This window comes from Streptosporangium sp. NPDC050148 (assembly GCF_055586505.1).
The window spans coordinates 66,515-81,379 of sequence record NZ_JBVJIA010000033.1; the positions used below are offsets into that span (position 1 = coordinate 66,515).

Consider the following 14,865-nt stretch of genomic DNA (forward strand, 5'->3'; position numbering starts at 1 on the left):
GAAAGGACCGGCACCATGACCGTCCCGGCCCCCGCCGGCGCCGCCCGGCGACTCCGCCCGAGCCGCCGCGCCTCGCCCCGGAGCCGGGCTCCCCTGCCTCGCGCGACCTCGCCCATCCCTATCCCGATCAAGAGGACCTGATGTCACAACCCCTGCCGGAGGTGCTGGCGGCCCTGCTCGCGCTGTGCCTGGTGGCCACCGCGGTGGTGGCGGTGCGCCAGTGGCGTGCCGCCAGAGCCCTGCGACGGCGGAACGACGAGCTGGCCGACCAGTTGCGCGCCCGCGACGAGGAGGCCCGCCACCTGGTCACGTCCCGCCTGCCCGCGCTGGCCGAGTCCCTCTCCCAGCCCTCGGTGGTGGTCCCGGGCCCCGTGCACGAGCACCTGACCTCCACCGAGTACGGCCAGAACCTGCAGGCGACGATGCCGCTGCTGACGTACCACGTGCACTCCGCGCTGGCCCGCGCCGACCACGCGGCCCGCGCCACGCTGACGGCCACGATGCGGAGCCTGCAGAGCCTGGCCGGTGAGCAGCGCCGGGCCATCTCCGCCATGCAGAGCCGCCACGACCACCCCGACGTGCTGGCCGGACTGCTGGAGATCGATCACACCAACGCCCAGTTCGGCCGGCGCGCCCAGGCGATCGCGGTGCTGTGCGGGTCCTGGCCGGGCCGGCAGCGCGGTGACGTCGCGCTGGAGACCGTGGCCCGCGGCGCGACCTCCCGCATCCGCGACTACCTGCGGGTCAAGACGTCCGCGCAGACCGACCGGGCGGTCGTGGGCCTGGCGGTCGAGCCCGTGGTGCTGGCCATGGCCGAGCTGCTGGACAACGCCACCCGCCACTCCGCGCCCGACACCGACGTCGAGGTCAGCATCGAGTCGGTGCACAACGGCGCCGTCATCGTGATCGACGACCGCGGCATCGGCATGCACGAGCAGGACAAGCAGCGCGCCACCCAGACCCTGTCCGGCGCCGACCCGGTGGACGTCACCCGGCTGGGCAACCCGCCGAAGATCGGTTTTCCCGCCATCGGGGCGCTCGCCCGGCGCTACGGCTTCCAGGTCACCGTGGACTCCCGATCTCCCTACGGAGGTGTGCGCGCCGTGGTGTTCCTGCCCAACGCGCTGCTGACCCACGCGGGCACGGGGACCGGCCCCTCCCTGCCGTCGTCCGCCTCGAACGCGGCCCTGCCCTCGGCCTCCCCGGCCCACTCGTCCTCGCCCGGCCTGGCCCAGGTACAGGCCCAGGCCCAGGCCCAGGCGTCGTCCTCGTCGGACCGGCACCCGACGGTACGACCGGCCGCCCACCCCGTCGCGCAACCGGCCGCGGGGCCGGCCCCGGGATCGAACGGCTACCCCCAGCGTCGCCGCCTCGTCCCCGACGCCGACCTTCAGCAGAACGTCACCGCGCTCACCGCGCCCGCGGAACCCGCGCGGTCGGCGGAACGCGCGGCCGCCGCCATGGGCGCGTTCCAGCGTGGGTCCGACGCCGCCCGCGCCTCCCACCCGATCGAGCACGAAGGAAACCGACAGTGAGCACAACGGACAGCTGGATGCTCAACGACATCGTGAACCTGCCCGAGGTCCGGCACGCGATCGTGCTGACCGCCGACGGGCTGCTGGACGCCCATTCGGCCGGGATCACCCGGGAGCAGGCCGAGGTTTACGCCGCCGCGGCGTCGGCGCTGCAGTCCCTCAGCCGCAACCTCGCCGGGCCGTGCCTGGGCGACCCTCGGACCTCCTGGCACCAGACCATGGTGGAGTTCGCCAACGGGTACGTGATCGTCATCGCCGCCGGGGCGGGTTCCTACCTGGCGGTGTCGTGCACCGGCGCGGCCGACCTGCAGGTGATCGCGTACCAGATGCACAAGACCGTCGACCAGCTGGGCCGGGAGATGACCAGCCCGCCCCGCAACGGCGTCACCACCTCGTCATGACGCCGGTCCCGCGCGACGACGACCTGGTGCGGCCCTATGTGGTGACCGGCGGCCGCGCCCACGCCCGCGTGCCCTTCGACCTGGTGACGCTGGTCGTCGCCGACGCGGCCTTCGGCGCGCCGGACCTGGGCACCAGCCCGGAGAAACGCCGCCTGCTGGAGCTGTGCTGGGGCGGGGCGCTGTCGGTGGCGGAGATCGCCGCCTACCTGTCCCTGCCCGTCAGCGTCACCAAGGTGCTGCTCAGCGACCTGGCCGAGGCCGGTCAGATCAGCACCCGCGCCCCGGCCCCCGTCGTCCACGGTCCCGACATCCAACTTCTACAGGAGGTACTCGATGGGCTTCGCGCCCTGGTCTGAGCGTCCCCCGGGCGCCGTCTACCTCGGCGCCACGGTGCGGCGATCGGTGAAGATCCTCATCGTGGGGCACTTCGCCGTCGGCAAGACCACCCTGGTGGGCGCCCTGTCGGAGATCACTCCGCTGCGCACCGAAGAGATCATGACGCAGAGCGGCGCCCTCGTCGACGACCTGGCGGACGTGCACGGCAAGAACACCACCACCGTGGCGCTGGACTTCGGCCGCCTGACCCTCAACGAGCACCTGGTGCTGTACCTGTTCGGCGCCCCCGGGCAGGAACGGTTCCGGCAGCTCTGGCACGACCTGGCCTACGGCGCGCTCGGCGCGCTGGTCCTGGCCGACACGCGCCGCCTGCAGGACTCCTTCCCGGTGATGGACCTGGTCGAGTCCCACGGCCTGCCGTACGCCGTGGCCGTCAACCACTTCGAGGACGCGCCCGCCCCCGACCTCGCGGCCCTGCGCGGCGCGCTGGACCTGCTGGAGGAGACCCCGCTGGTGGTGTGCGACGCGCGCGACCGCGTCTCCGCGGGCAACGCCCTGATCACCCTCGTGCAGTACCTGCTCGACCGCGCCACCAAGGAGCTCGTGTGACCGCCCGCCGCCACCTCGCCACCCCCGCCGCGCCCGCGGCCGGCTCCGACCCGCCGGCCGCGTCCTGGCAGTGCGCCCCGCTGTACGGGCCCGAGTTCGCCGCCGACCCCCGCGGCGTCTACGCCCGGCTGCGCACGCTGGGACCGGTGGCCCCGGTCGAGCTGGCCCCCGCCGTGTACGCCTGGCTGGTCACCGACTACTACGCGGCCCTGGAGGTGCTGCGCAACCCGCACATCTACTCCAAGGACCCGCGCAACTGGCGCGCCCTGGCCACCGGCGAGGTCCCGGCCGACAGCCCGGTCATGCCGATGATGGGCTACCGGCCCAACGCGCTGTTCTCCGACGAGCCCGACCACGGCCGCTACCGCCAGGCGATCACCGACAGCCTGGCCCGGGTGGACCCGCACACCCTGTACGGGTTCATCACCCGTACCGCCGACCAGCTCATCGACGTCTTCGCCCCGCGCGGGCGGGCCGACCTGCTGGCCGACTACGCCACGCCGCTGCCGGTGCTCATCTTCAACCAGCTGTTCGGGCAGGCCGACGACGCCGGTCCCCGGCTGGTCGCCGCGCTGGCCAAGATGTTCGAGGGCGGGGACGGCGCCGCCGAGGGCAACGAGCTGTTCACCCGGTACATGGTCGATCTGATCACGCTCAAGCGCGCCCGGCCGGGCGCGGACGTGACCTCCTGGCTGATGTCCCACCCGGCGGGGCTGAACGACGAGGAGATGATCCACCACTGCACGCTGATGATCGCCGCCGGCACCGAGCCGGTGACGAACCTGATCGGCAACGCGCTGCAGCTGCTGCTGTCCGACGACCGCTTCGCCGGTGACCTGTCCGGCGGCACCCTGCCCGTGGACGCGGCCCTGGAGGAGGTCCTGTGGAAGGACCCGCCGATGGCCAACTACGCCGTCCACTACCCGCGCCACGACGTGAACCTGCGCGGCGTGCTGCTGCGCGCGGGCGACCCGGTGGTCGTCAGCCTGGCGGCGGCCAACAACGACCCCGTCCTGAACCCGTCGCTGAACCGTGCCGGCAACCGCGCCCACCTGGCCTTCTCGGCGGGCCCGCACGCCTGCCCCGCCAAGGACCCGGCCCGCCTCATCGCCACCGCCGCCATCGAACGGCTCCTGGACCGCCTGCACGACGTGGAGCTGTCCGTGCCCGCCGCCGACCTGCGGTGGCGGCCGGGGCCGTTCCAGCGCGCCCTGACCTCCCTGCCCACGCACTTCACGCCCCTGCATCCCCTTTCCCTAGGAGACAGCTCATGGACGTCACCAGCGCCTGCCCATTCACCATCGACCCCACCGGTGCCGACATCCACGGCGAGGCCGCCCGCCTCCGCGCCGCAGGCCCTGCGGCACTGGTGACGCTCCCCGGCGGGGTCGAGGCGTGGGCGGTGACCGACCACGAGCTGCTGCGGCGGCTGCTCGGCGATCCGCGCGTCTCCAAGGACCCGCGCCGGCACTGGCCCGCCTTCAGGGAGGGCAGGATCACGCAGGACTGGCCGCTGTTCACCTGGGTGGCCGTCAACAACATGTTCACCGCCTACGGCTCCGACCACGCCCGGCTGCGCCGGCTGATCTCCCCGGCGTTCACCCCGCGCCGCACCGAGGCGCTGCGCCCGCGCGTCCGGCAGATCACCGACGAGCTGCTGGACGGCCTGGCCGCCGTCCCCGCCGGTCAGGTCGTCGACCTGCGCGACACCTTCGCGTACCAGGTGCCGATGCGGGTCATCGCGGAGCTGTTCGGCCTGCCCGGGGAGTCGCACGGCGACATCCGCCGGGTCGTCGACAGCGTGTTCCACACCTCCGCCGACGTCGAGGAGGTCCTGGCCACCCAGCGCGACGCCTACGCCATCCTCACCGGCCTGGTCGCCGCCAAGCGGGAGAACCCCGGCGACGACATGACCAGCGACCTGATCACCGCGCGCGACGGGGAGGGCGACTCCCGGCTCAGCGAGGAGGAGCTCGTCGACACCCTCTTCCTGATGATCGCCGCCGGGCACGAGACCACCGTCAACCTCATCGACAACGCCCTGTACGCGCTGCTCACCCACCCCGACCAGCTCCGGCGCGTCCTGGCGGGCGAGAGCTCCTGGGAGGACGTGGTCGAGGAGGCGCTGCGCTGGCGGGCGCCCGTGGCCAACCTGCCGCTGCGCTACGCGGTCAGCGACATCGTCCTGGACGAGTACGGCATCGTGATCGGCGAGGGCCAGCCGATCCTGGCCGGGTACGCCGGCGCCGGTCGCGACACGGCCGTGCACGGCGACGACGCCGACAGGTTCGACATCACCCGCGCGACCCGCCGCGAGCACCTGGCCTTCGGCTACGGCGCCCACTACTGCCTGGGCACCTCGCTGGCCCGGCTGGAGGCCGGAATCGCGCTGTCGTCGCTGTTCGACAGGTTCCCCGGCCTCGCCTTCGCCGTCCCCGCCGAGGAGCTGCGGCCGCTGGACTCCTTCATCGCCAACGGGCACCGCGCGCTGCCGGTCCTGCTGCACCCCGCCGCCTGACCCCGGCGTCTTCGGCGTCCTGGGCGCCGGGGTTCCAGGAGGTCCCGTCGCCCGGTCCGGGAAACGGCCGGTCAACGGGCGGCACGCGGCGGTGGAGGCGCCGCGTGCCGCCCGCGGGTGACGGCCCCGCCGACGGCGTCCTCGGCGTCCTCGGCGTCCTCGACGTCCTCGACGTCCTCGACGTCCTCGGCATCGGCAGCGGCAGCGGCGTCGGCGGCGGCGTCACCGCCGGGCGAGCAGGTGCGCGTGCGGAAAGCCCCGTACCGGGTCCTCGCCCGGAGCCTGGATCAGCCGGGCCACCTCGGTGAGCCCGGTCCGGGCCAGCAGCCCGGCCACGTGGTCGGGCGAGTACCGGTAGGCCGGGGACACCTTGTGGTCGAACGCCTCGGCCGCCTCGGTGGGACGGTCGTACGCCTGGAAGGACAGCAGCAGGTGGCCGCCGGGGGCGAGCACGCGGCGGAACTCGGCGAACGTCCCGGGAAGGTGCCCGGGCGGGGTGTGGATGATCGAGAAGCCGGCGAGGACCCCCGCCAGGGAGGCGTCCTCCACCCGCAGGTCCTCCATCGCCCCCACCTCGAAGCGGAGGCCGGGATGGGCCTCGCGGGCCAGCGCGATCATCTCCGGTGACAGGTCGACGCCGAAGGCGGCCACGCCCAGGGAGTTCAGGTGCGCGGTGACGTGCCCCGGACCGCACCCCACGTCGGCCACCGGGCCGCCACCGGCCGCCCTGACCCGGCCGGCGAGGACGGAGAGCATCGCGTGGCCGATCAGGTCGGTGGGGAAGTGCTCGCCGACCAGCTCGGCGTAGGGGACGGCCGCGGCGTCGTAGGCGGTACGGGTGGCGGCGAGGAAGTCCGGCTCGGTCATGGGCGACCATCCTAGATCGGAACTGTTCCGGCGCCGACCGCCGATCCGCCCTCACCACGGCTCTCCCAGGCGCGTCCCCCCTCCGCCACAGGCAGGCCCCCGTCCGCGACACCGACCATGGCCCCGGGCCCCCTGCCCGGCACCGCCGAACGTGTGCTATCAATTTAATGACCGGATAAGAAGATGTGGTCAAACTATTGAGAACGGCGGGGACCGTGGGATCGGACACCAGAAGGGCCGGGCGCCCCCCGCAGGACGCCGCGCACCGGCTCGCGCGGGCGCACCGCATCCTGGACGCCACCTGCGACCTCGTCCTGCGCTGGGGGTACGACAAGACCACCGTCGAGGACATCGCCCAGCGGGCCGGGGTCGCCAAGGGCACGATCTACCTGCACTGGAAGACGCGCGAGGAGCTGTTCTCCGCGCTGCTGCGCCGCGAGCGGGTCGAGATGATCACCGAGGTGCGGCGGCGGATCACCGAGGGCCCCGGCACGCTCCGCGACCTGCTCGCCCTGCTCGCCGCCGAGCTGCTGGGCAGGCCCCTGATGCGGGCGAGCCTGCTGGGCGACTCGGCGGTGCTGGGCAGGCTCACCCGCCGCAAGCGGGAGGACCGGGCCGCCGAGGAGCTGGGCGGCGACTTCCAGACCTACCTCGGCACGCTGCGCGAGCACGGCGCGCTGCGCGGCGACCTGTCGCCGGCCGAGCAGGTGACCACGATCGTCTCGGTGCTGTACGGGTTCCTGATCGTCTCGCAGATGATGCCGGACGGGTACCGCCCCTCCGACGAACGGCTGGCGCAGCTGATCGCCGACGCCGGTGGCCGGGCGGTGGAACCCGAGAGCCCGATCGCGGCCGGCGCCGCCCGCGCGGCGGCACGGGCCACCCTGGACTACGTCGACGCCGCCGTGGAGAGCGCGCAGCGGAAGCTGCGCGTCTCCCTCGGCAGTGAGGAGAGCACGCGGTGAGGATCCTCCCCCTGGACGACGAGGCGGCCGACCTCGCACTGACCGGCGGCAAGGGGGCCTCGCTGGCCCGGCTGGCCCGCGCCGGGCTGCCGGTCCCCGCCGGGTTCCACGTCACCACCGAGGCCTACCGCGACTTCGTCGCGCGCGACGGCCTGAACGAGCAGATCATGGAGGCCGTCTCCGGCGCCTCCCCGGACGAGGCCGCGCGGCGGATCGCGGCGCTCTTCGCCGGGCGGGAGATGCCCGCCGGGCTCGTCGCCGAGATCCGCGCGGCCCACGCCGGTCTCGGCGACGACGTGCCGGTCGCCGTACGGTCGTCGGCCACCGCCGAGGACCTGCCCGGGATGTCGTTCGCCGGGCAGCAGGACTCCTACCTCAACATCCGCGGCGACGCCCTGCCGGACGCGGTCAGGCGCTGCTGGGCCTCGCTCTGGACCGCCCGCGCCATCGCCTACCGGGTCTCGAACGGCGTCCCGCACGACGACGTCGCCCTGGCCGTGGTGGTCCAGGAACTCGTGGACGCCGACGCGGCGGGCGTGCTGTTCACCGCGAACCCGGTGACCGGGGCCCGCGACCAGCTGATGGTCAACGCCGCCTGGGGGCTGGGCGAGGCCGTCGTGGGCGGGCAGGTCACGCCCGACACCGTCGTCGTGGGCGTGCCCGGGGGTGAGGTCGTCGAGGAGCGGACCGGCGACAAGACCGTCATGACGGTCCGCGTGCCCGGCGGCACCCGCGAGGAGCCGGTCCCCGTGGAGCTGCGCCGCCGTCCCGTCCTCGACCGGGCCCAGATCGCGGACCTGGCACGGCTCGCGGCGAGGATCGAGGAGCTGTACGGAACGCCCATGGACGTGGAGTGGGCCAGGCGGGCGGGGGCGTTCCTCGTCCTGCAGGCCCGCCCGATCACCCGCCTCGGCCCGCAGGTCGAGGAGTGGAACGACAGCCTGACCGGCGACTACCTGTGGACCTCCGCCAACCTCGGCGAGGCCGTTCCCGACGTGATGACGCCGTGCACCTGGTCCCTGGTGCAGATCTTCATCTCCGAGGCGATGGCGGCGTCCCAGCTGCCGGGTTTCAAGGTCGTGGGCAACATCGGCGGCCGGTTCTACATGAACCTGAGCGTCGCGTTCTCGGTGGCCCGCGCGCTGGGCATGGGCCGCAGGGTCGGCGCCATCGAGCAGGTCTTCGGCAGGCTGCCGCCCGGGGTGGAGGTGCCGCTGCTGCCCGTCTCGCGCCTGCGGATCGTCAGGACCGTGCTGCCGGTCGCCCTCGCGGTCCGCAGGCGGGTCGCGGCCGGGACGCGCGTGATGCCCGCCTTCCTCGCCACGGCACGGCGGCGCTGCGAGGCGCTGCGCGAGCGGGCCGCCACCGCCGCGACCGCGGGCGAGCTGGTGGTGCTCTGGGAGTCGGAGCTGCTGCCGTACTTCGTCCAGGCCTGCCGGGTGATGGAGGCCGCCGGGCGCCAGGGCGGCCTGGCGCTGGTCATGACCCGCCAGAGGCTGTACAGGCTGGCCGGCGAGACCGACGCCGAGGCCATGCTCACCGGGGCGGGCGACGACGGGGAGCTGGCCAGCCTCGGCACGATCGTCGGGCTGGAGCGGCTCGCCGCCGGGGAGATCGACCGGGAGACCTTCGCCCGCCTGTACGGGCACCGCGGCGCGCACGAGTTCGAGGTCTCCATGCCCAGGCCCGGGGAGGACCCCGGCTGGATCGACGCGCAGCTCGCGGCCATGTCCGCGGACGGCGGGCGCACGTCCGCCCTGTTCGACCGCCGCCGGCAGGCGCGCGACGCGGCCTGGAGGCGCTTCGCGGAACGCCACCCCCGCAAGGTGACCCGGACGCGGGCGCGCCTGGCCCGGTGGAACACCGTCGTCCGCGACCGGGAGACGTCCCGCTCGGAGGTGATCCGTACCTTCTGGGCGCTGCGCGCCTTCGTGCTGCGGGCCGGTGAGCTCACCGGCCACGGCGAGGACCTGTTCTTCCTGTCGATCCAGGAGATCCTGGCCGTGCTGCGCGGTGACGAGGGGCCCCTGGCGAAGGTCGCCGTCCGGCGGGCGACCTACGAGCGGTACGCGGCGCTGCCCGTCTACCCCACGGTGATCGTCGGCAGGTTCGACCCGGTCCGCTGGGCCGCCGGCGCCGACCGGCGCGGCGACCTGTTCGACGCCCGCGGCTCCGTCACGCCGGTGAGCGAGACGGTGACCGGTTTCCCGGGCTCCCCCGGCGTCGTCGAGGGCGTGGCCCGCGTCCTGACGGGCCCCGAGGAGGGCGACCGGCTCGCGCCCGGCGAGATCCTGGTGACGACGCTGACCAACATCGGCTGGACCCCGATGTTCCCCCGCGCCGCCGCCGTGGTGACCGACATGGGCGCCCCCCTGTCACACGCCTCGATCGTCGCCCGCGAGCTGGGCATCCCGGCGGTGGTCGGCACCGGGAACGCGACCATGCGCCTGCGCGACGGCGACCGGATCAGGGTCGACGGCGAGCGCGGCACGGTCGAGGTGCTGGCGCCCTGAGCCCTGCGCGGCCGGTCCGGCCGGTCCGGCGCGGCACGGCACGGCACGGGGAAGCACGGCACGGTCGGAGCGATCGGAGCGGCACGGGGCAGCGCGGCGCGGACGCTCCGGCCGGGGACGTGCCCCGCGCTCACCGCGGTCGTTCGCCGGGCAGGTCCTGGAGCACGCTCCCCAGGGGGCCGGAGCCCTCCCCCTGGGGGAGCAGGGCGTCGACGACGTCACCGGGCCGGAGCCCCTTCTGCGTGAGGTGGCCGTTCACCGCGAGCTCGGCCAGGCCGTGGGCGGTGGCCAGCAGGGCCATGATCCGGGCGTGGGTCACCGTCGCGTCCCCGGCGGCCTCCAGGCCGAGCGCGGTCATCACCTGGTCGATCGCCTCCTCCAGCTCGGGGTGGTCGCCCGCGCCGAACACCGAGGCGAACACCAGCCGGTACTCCTGGCGGTGCTCGGTGGCGTAGGCGATGTAGCTCAGGTAGAAGGCCCGCAGCCGGGCGCGCCGGTCGCTCTCGCGCAGCACCTGTCCCGCGACGTGCACGCTGAGGTCGGTGATGACCCGTACGGCGAGCGCCGCCAGCAGCGCGGTCTTGTCGGCGAAGTGCCGGTAGGGGGCGGTGCGCGACAGGCCGGTCAGGTCGCCGACGGCGCGCAGTGTCACCGCGTCCAGGCCCTCCTCGCGCAGCAGCCGCAGCGCGCTCTCGATCAGGCGGTTCCTGGTGTCGTCGGCCACCCGATCCACCCCTCCCTCATGCTGTGTTGACAACGTCAACGTAGCTGGTTGACACTGTCAACATGAAGTTGACGACGTCAACCGGAGAGACATGAAGATCACCGTGAACGGTCTGCCCGCGACGGTGGACGCCTCCCCCGACGACCCCGTCGTGGACGTCCTGCGCGAGGAACTCGGCCTGACCGGCACCAAGGCGGCCTGCCGTACCGGCGTCTGCGGGGCGTGCACGGTCCTGGTGGACGGCGTCCCCCAGGTGAGCTGTCTGCTTCCGGCGGCCGTGCTGGAGGAGCACGAGATCACCACCGCCGAGGGGCTCGACCACCCCGTCCAGCGGGCGTTCGCGGCCCACGACGGCCTGCAGTGCGGCTACTGCACCCCCGGGTTCGCGGTGGAGGCGGCCGCCTTCGTCGACGCCTGGCGCGACGGTCACGGCGACACGGCACCGCCGCGCGAGCGGATCGCCGCGGCCCTGGCCGGTCACCTGTGCCGGTGCGGGGCCTACGAGGGGATCCTCGCGGCGGTCGCGGCCGCCTGCCGGGGCGAGCACGACGACCCGGCCGGCGCGCCCGCCCGCGTGGAGGCGATGGACAAGATCACCGGCCGGGCCCGCTACACCACCGACGTACGCGAGGACGGCATGCTGGAGGGGGTCGTCATCCGCTCCACCGAGGCGCACGCCCGCGTCACCGGCGTGTCCGCGGACGCCGCCCACGTGGTCGACCTGCTCCCGCCCGACCGCGTCGTCCGCTACGCCGGCCAGCCCGTCGCCGCCGTCGCCGCCCCCACCCGGCGCGAGGCCCTGGCGATCGCGCAGGCCGCCCGGATCGGCTACGAACCGCTGCCGGCCGCCCTCGGCGACGGCGCCGCCGACCCGGGCGCCCCGCTCGTCTACGAGGACGAGGCCGCCCGCGGGCGCGCCCCCAGCTCCAGCGAGGGCGTGAGCCTGCCCGGCGCCTGGAACGGCAACGTGCGCGGCCCCTTCACCCGGGCGAGCTGGCGCGGGCGCACCGCCGCCAGGCGGATCGAGGCCGCGCGCCGCACAGGCGACCCCCGCCTGGTGAGCGGCACCTTCACCACCGCCGTGCAGGTGCACACCCCGATGGAGCCGCACGCCTGCGTCGCCCGCTGGGACGCAGGCGGCGACCTGCACCTGCACCTGTCCACCCAGACCGTCGGCATGGCCGCCGAGCAGGCCGCCCGCAGGTGGGACCTGCCCGTCTCCCGGGTGCACGTCGTCGCCGACCACGTCGGCGGCGGCTTCGGCGCCAAGAGCGGCGTCACCGTCGAGACGATCGCCGCCGTCGAGCTCGCGCGGGCCTGCGGCGCCCCGGTGCGGGTGGTCTTCGGCCGCGCCGAGGAACTGACCGACGCGGGCGGCCGTCCCGGCAGCCGTACCGTTCTCGACCTGCTCGCCGACGACCGGGGGGACCTCGCCGCCCTGTCCGTGGACGTCCACGGGCGCGGCGGCGTGGCCGTCGGATCGGCCGTCGCGATGCTCGCCCGGCTCATGTACGGCACGGCGCCCCGGAGGCTGCGCGACCATGACGTGGTCACCAACGAGCCGCCCGGCGCCCCGTTCCGCGGTCCGGGCGGGGCGCCCCTGCTCTGGGCGCTGGAGCAGGCGGTGGACGAGGCCGCCCACCGCCTCGGCGAGGACCCCGTCGCGCTGCGCCGCCGCTGGGACGGCAACCCTAAGCGGCGCGCCCTGTACGACGTGGCCGCCGCCCTGCCGCAGTGGACCGGCAGGCCGCGGACCGGCACCGGGACGGGCCGCTTCCGCCGGGGCGTCGGGGTGGCCGCCGCGAACTGGCCCTACATCCTCGATCCGGGCACCGAGGTGGAGCTGCGCGTCGAGGGCGGCACGGTGGTGGCCGCCACCGCCACCCAGGACATCGGGACCGGCATCCGCAGCGTCATCGCGGCCGTGCTGGCCGAGGAGCTCGGCCTGCCGGCCGGGCGGATCCGCGTCGAGATCGGCAGGACGGGCACCGTGCACGGGCCGCCCTCCATCGGCAGCCGTACCACCACCTCGGTCGCCCCGGCCGTCCGCGACGCGGCACGGCGCCTGCGGGAGGTGGGGCTGACCGACGGCGCCCGGGTCGTCGGCGGGCGCCGTCGCGACCGGCGCGGCTACCTGACCCCGTTCCCGGTGGGCGGGATGGCCCTCGGCCGGGGCTTCAGCGGATCCGTCCACGTCACCGAGGTCGAGGTCGACACCCGGCTGGGCGTCGTCCGGCCGCTGCGGGTGTGGGCCGGCATGGCGGTGGGTCACGTCTACGCCGAGCGCCTGGCGCGCAGCCAGTGCGAGGGCGGCGTCGTCCAGGGCATCGGCTACGCGCTGTACGAGGAGCGCCTGGTCGACCCGGTGACCGGGACCGTGCTCACCACCGACCTGGACCGCTACCGCATCCCGGGCATCGGCGACACGCCCGAGATCACCGTGCACTTCCACCGGGACGGGTGGGACCACGTCAACGGCCGCGGCGTCGGCATCGGTGAGATCTCCACGATCGGCGTGGCCGCCTCGGTGGGCAACGCCGTGCACAACGCCACCGGCTGGCGCCCCCGCGACCTGCCCATCCGCCCCGACCGGCTCCTCGAAGGGATCTCCCGTTGACCTCCTGCCCGCGGCCCGTCCGCGCCCTCACCCCGGGAGGCGTCCGATGAGGGCGCTCGCCGACCTCGAACAGGCCGCGCGGCGCGGCGGCGAGTTCCGCGCCGGCGGCACCGACCTGATGGGCCGCCGCGCGGCCGGGCCGCACGTGGACCTGCGCGGCCGGCCGGAGCTGTCCGGTGTCACCCGGCTGCCGGACGGCTCGACCAGGATCGGCGCGCTGACCACGGTCGCCCGCGTCGCCCGCGACGCCGGTCTCGGCGCGGACCATCCCTGCCTGACGCTGACCGCGGCCGCCCTGGCCACCCCCCAGATCCGGGAGGCGGCCACCGTCGGGGGCAACCTGCTGCAGCGCAACCGCTGCGCGTACTTCCGCACGCCCGTCCCCTCCTGCCACCAGAACGGCGGCGACCGCTGCCCGGCCCGGATCGGGCTCGCCCCGAACGCGGCGCTCGCCGAGACCGGCCCGTGCATCGCCCCGCACCCATCCTCGCTCGCGGTGGCGCTGCTCACCTGCGACGCCGTCGTCGAGGTCCACGGCCGCGACCCGTTCCCGCTCCCCGGCCTGTACGGGGACGGCTCGGACCCCTCCCGCGACCACCTGCTCGGCCCGGGGGAGATCCTCCGCGCGGTCGTCCTGCCGCCGCCGGTGCCGGGCGGGCGGGCCGCCTACCATCGGGCGATCTCCCGGGCCGAGGCCGAGTGGCCGGTGGTCGAGGTGGCGGCGCGGCTGGTGGCCGACGGTGGCCGGATCGTCCTCGCCAGGGTCGCCGCGGGGGGCGTCACCCGCGTCCCGGTACGCCTGCCCGGCGTCGAGGAGGCGCTCCTGGCCGGGGAGCCCCTCGAACGGGCGGCCGGCCGGGCCACGGACCGCCACGCCCCGGTGGCCCGCGGCCGTCACGGGCTCGCGCTGCTCACCGGAACCGTCCTGGAGGTCCTGGAGCGCGCCACCGGACAGGCGGCGACCGGCGGCCGGTGACACCGCGCCCGCCTTCGGCTCCCGGCGTGCCTCCCGGGGCGGGGCGGCCCCCGTGCGGGCCGGGCGGGCGAGGGACGCGCCGCGCGCCGGATAATCGGAGGCGCGCCGGATGCCCGCCCTGTTACCGTCGAGGGGATCCCGCCGGACGACGTCCGGCGACGAGCGTGGAGGAAGCCATGGCAGCCCGGGATTCGATACCGGGCCATCACGTCGCACCGGCCGTTCCGGCCCGGTGACGATCGCGTCCGACCCCCGAGCGGTGGTCGGCGAGCCTCGTGGTGCCCGGTGATGTCGCGATCATTTCGATGCACAGCACCGTAGGAGCCCTGCCTTGTCACACGACACCTCGTCCGCGTGGTACGCGGACTTCTTCACCGAGCTTCCGAACGAGTTCTGGCGGCGCGCCGTGCCGCCGGAGGCCACCGCGGCCGAGGCCGACTTCATCGAACGTCACCTCGGGCTGAGGCCCGCCTCCCGCATCCTGGACTCCCCCTGCGGCAGCGGTCGGCACACGCTGGCGCTCGCCGCGCGCGGACACCGCGTGAGCGGGGTGGACATCTCGGCCGAGGCCATCGGGTACGCCCGGCGGGCCGCGGCCGAGGCCGGTCTCGACGTCGAGCTCGCCGTCGCCGACATGCGGGACGTCCCGCGTGACGGCTCGTTCGACGCCGCCGTCTGCATGGGCAACAGCTTCGGCTACCTGGACCTGGGGGGGGGGGGGGGGGGGGGGGGGGGGGTGGGGTGGGGAGGGGGGGGGGGGGGGGGGGGGGGGGGGGGGGGGGGGGGGGAGGAGGGGGGGGGGGG

At 74.9% G+C, this 14,865-nt stretch carries 12 protein-coding genes and 1 pseudogene; 11 read left to right on the forward strand and 2 right to left on the reverse strand.

Annotated elements, in window-relative coordinates; all coding sequences use genetic code 11:
- The first annotated feature begins 140 nt into the window (after positions 1-140).
- From ACZ6RT_RS29840 to ACZ6RT_RS29865, 6 genes are read left to right on the forward strand one after another with little or no spacing between them, the layout of a single operon-like run.
- Positions 141-1,535: an ATP-binding protein gene (locus ACZ6RT_RS29840; protein WP_470157277.1), complete on the forward strand. Its 1,395-nt coding sequence runs from the start codon at positions 141-143 to the stop codon at positions 1,533-1,535.
- Complete coding sequence (locus ACZ6RT_RS29845) at positions 1,532-1,936, forward strand: roadblock/LC7 domain-containing protein (RefSeq protein WP_344898343.1); 405 nt, start codon at positions 1,532-1,534, stop codon at positions 1,934-1,936. Before ACZ6RT_RS29840 ends, ACZ6RT_RS29845 begins: the two co-directional genes overlap by 4 nt.
- On the forward strand, positions 1,933-2,292 hold the full coding sequence (locus tag ACZ6RT_RS29850) for a DUF742 domain-containing protein (RefSeq protein ID WP_344898344.1): 360 nt from the start codon (positions 1,933-1,935) through the stop codon (positions 2,290-2,292). Before ACZ6RT_RS29845 ends, ACZ6RT_RS29850 begins: the two co-directional genes overlap by 4 nt.
- Complete coding sequence (locus tag ACZ6RT_RS29855) at positions 2,270-2,881, forward strand: GTP-binding protein (protein ID WP_399196493.1); 612 nt, start codon at positions 2,270-2,272, stop codon at positions 2,879-2,881. Before ACZ6RT_RS29850 ends, ACZ6RT_RS29855 begins: the two co-directional genes overlap by 23 nt.
- Complete coding sequence (locus ACZ6RT_RS29860; RefSeq protein ID WP_399196494.1) at positions 2,878-4,254, forward strand: cytochrome P450; 1,377 nt, start codon at positions 2,878-2,880, stop codon at positions 4,252-4,254. The genes ACZ6RT_RS29855 and ACZ6RT_RS29860 overlap by 4 nt, the downstream gene beginning before the upstream one ends.
- Positions 4,152-5,399, forward strand: a complete 1,248-nt coding sequence (locus tag ACZ6RT_RS29865) for a cytochrome P450 family protein (protein ID WP_470157278.1) — start codon at positions 4,152-4,154, stop codon at positions 5,397-5,399. Before ACZ6RT_RS29860 ends, ACZ6RT_RS29865 begins: the two co-directional genes overlap by 103 nt.
- A gap of 222 nt (positions 5,400-5,621) precedes the next feature.
- On the opposite strand, the gene ACZ6RT_RS29870 is transcribed toward ACZ6RT_RS29865, so the two are convergent.
- Positions 5,622-6,266 carry a class I SAM-dependent DNA methyltransferase gene (locus tag ACZ6RT_RS29870; RefSeq protein WP_399196496.1) on the reverse strand — a complete coding sequence of 215 codons (645 nt, stop codon included), beginning with the start codon at positions 6,264-6,266 and terminating at the stop codon, positions 5,622-5,624.
- Between the two features lie 215 nt (positions 6,267-6,481).
- On the opposite strand from ACZ6RT_RS29870, the gene ACZ6RT_RS29875 reads away from it, so the two are divergent.
- Positions 6,482-7,231, forward strand: a complete 750-nt coding sequence (locus tag ACZ6RT_RS29875; RefSeq protein ID WP_470157279.1) for a TetR/AcrR family transcriptional regulator — start codon at positions 6,482-6,484, stop codon at positions 7,229-7,231.
- Entirely contained in the window at positions 7,228-9,744 is a 2,517-nt protein-coding gene (locus ACZ6RT_RS29880) for a PEP/pyruvate-binding domain-containing protein (RefSeq protein WP_470157280.1), read from the forward strand. The genes ACZ6RT_RS29875 and ACZ6RT_RS29880 overlap by 4 nt, the downstream gene beginning before the upstream one ends.
- Positions 9,745-9,874: 130 nt before the next feature.
- Here the strand turns inward: ACZ6RT_RS29880 and ACZ6RT_RS29885 are convergent, their stop codons facing one another.
- Positions 9,875-10,468: a TetR/AcrR family transcriptional regulator gene (locus ACZ6RT_RS29885; protein WP_470157281.1), complete on the reverse strand. Its 594-nt coding sequence runs from the start codon at positions 10,466-10,468 to the stop codon at positions 9,875-9,877.
- A gap of 91 nt (positions 10,469-10,559) precedes the next feature.
- Here ACZ6RT_RS29885 and ACZ6RT_RS29890 point away from each other — a divergent pair, with 91 nt between their 5' ends.
- The 3 genes and pseudogenes from ACZ6RT_RS29890 to ACZ6RT_RS29900 all read left to right on the forward strand — a co-directional run.
- Entirely contained in the window at positions 10,560-13,085 is a 2,526-nt protein-coding gene (locus ACZ6RT_RS29890) for a molybdopterin-dependent oxidoreductase (RefSeq protein ID WP_470157282.1), read from the forward strand.
- A 46-nt stretch (positions 13,086-13,131) separates the two neighbouring features.
- Positions 13,132-14,061 carry an FAD binding domain-containing protein gene (locus ACZ6RT_RS29895; RefSeq protein ID WP_470157283.1) on the forward strand — a complete coding sequence of 310 codons (930 nt, stop codon included), beginning with the start codon at positions 13,132-13,134 and terminating at the stop codon, positions 14,059-14,061.
- A 406-nt stretch (positions 14,062-14,467) separates the two neighbouring features.
- Positions 14,468-14,865, forward strand: a pseudogene (locus ACZ6RT_RS29900) (SAM-dependent methyltransferase); the annotation flags it as partial.

What these genes read in the sequence shown, in the direction of transcription:
- ACZ6RT_RS29840 (WP_470157277.1), top strand. Translation starts at nt 141, where the DNA reads ATGTCACAACCCCTGCCGGAGGTGCTGGCGGCCCTGCTCGCGCTGTGC.
- ACZ6RT_RS29855 (WP_399196493.1), top strand. Translation starts at nt 2,270, where the DNA reads ATGGGCTTCGCGCCCTGGTCTGAGCGTCCCCCGGGCGCCGTCTACCTC.
- ACZ6RT_RS29865 (WP_470157278.1), top strand. Translation starts at nt 4,152, where the DNA reads ATGGACGTCACCAGCGCCTGCCCATTCACCATCGACCCCACCGGTGCC.
- ACZ6RT_RS29890 (WP_470157282.1), top strand. Translation starts at nt 10,560, where the DNA reads ATGAAGATCACCGTGAACGGTCTGCCCGCGACGGTGGACGCCTCCCCC.
- ACZ6RT_RS29870 (WP_399196496.1), bottom strand. Translation starts at nt 6,266, where the DNA reads ATGACCGAGCCGGACTTCCTCGCCGCCACCCGTACCGCCTACGACGCC.
- ACZ6RT_RS29850 (WP_344898344.1), top strand. Translation starts at nt 1,933, where the DNA reads ATGACGCCGGTCCCGCGCGACGACGACCTGGTGCGGCCCTATGTGGTG.
- ACZ6RT_RS29895 (WP_470157283.1), top strand. Translation starts at nt 13,132, where the DNA reads ATGAGGGCGCTCGCCGACCTCGAACAGGCCGCGCGGCGCGGCGGCGAG.